The organism is Paenibacillus sp. NPDC056579 (assembly GCF_042793215.1).
Taxonomy (GTDB): Bacteria; Bacillota; Bacilli; order Paenibacillales; family NBRC-103111; genus Paenibacillus_S.
Map to the genome: position 1 here is coordinate 1 of NZ_JBHTVD010000052.1, position 1,131 is coordinate 1,131.

The window sequence follows — 1,131 nt, forward strand, 5'->3', positions numbered from 1 at the left end:
CGCCAAGCGACTATACAGCAGAATTTTCAGCGCTAACGGTGCGAATTGGCACAAACCATATTGAAGATCAATCAATAACTAACGCGAAGATCGGAAGCCTTTCAGCTGATAAAATCAAGTTTGGAACCATGAGCGGTATCGCCATTACGGCAGCAACCATCACAAGTAGTAGAATGATTTTTAATGATCCTGATCCATATAACAAAAGCTTCATTACTGCATCTGAAATCTACATGAAAAGAAGAGAAGTAAACGACAATACTAAATTTAGCTCATTCCAAGTAACTGAAGGAAAAATGATCACTGAAGGCGGCGCTATTACCGGAGACACAACAAAAATTTCAATTAAAGAGGGCATATTTTCAGCCACTTCCAGTTATGATGATGTGGAATTAAGAATAACGAGTTCTGGAAATCATGTGGGGCCAAGAATGGAATTTTATAGAGGTAGTTCTTCCATTGGCTATTTTGGATTGTCAGGCAATCAATTAGCCATCCAATCAATTACAGATAGATATTTGTATATGGGGATGAAGAATATAGGCCTTTCAGGTGGTTCTATGACTCTTACAGAACCAGTTGATGGCGTTGACGCTAAATTTTATATGGGGATTGCTGCAACAGCAAAAAGCGCCCAAATATCTACTAATAACCAGGTTTCGCTAGACCTTTACGGCGGAACAAAAGGTTTATACCTTTTTGGCACAAGGTATATCGGCGGCCATGCTTCAAACAATTTAGAAATAGATTCCACAAAAGAATTGATTTTAAGAGGTGGCGGCAGTGATGGTGGAGATTTAACAATCAGAAAAGACGGATCAGGCCCCCAAGTTTTTTCAAAAGCTATTTACAACCGTTCTACTTCAAATGCAGCCAATGTCCATATTACCTCATACGGAACACTTTGCCGCGTTACATCAGCCAGTAAATATAAAATTAATATAGAAGAGCTTCCGGCAGAAAAATATGATCGTGTTTTGAATCTGCTGCCGAAAACCTGGTACGATAAAAATTCCGTGGAAAAATACGCTGAAAATCTAGCGGACGGAAAAGGCGACACAACCGGAGAGGAAGCGCCCTATATTTCAAGAATACCTGGTTTGATTGCTGAAGATGTGGAAGCGGCTGGGC

At 40.1% G+C, this 1,131-nt stretch carries 1 pseudogene; it reads left to right on the top strand.

From position 1 onward, the window contains the following. Positions 1–1,131: pseudogene (locus tag ACFQ88_RS39755) on the top strand (hypothetical protein); the annotation flags it as partial.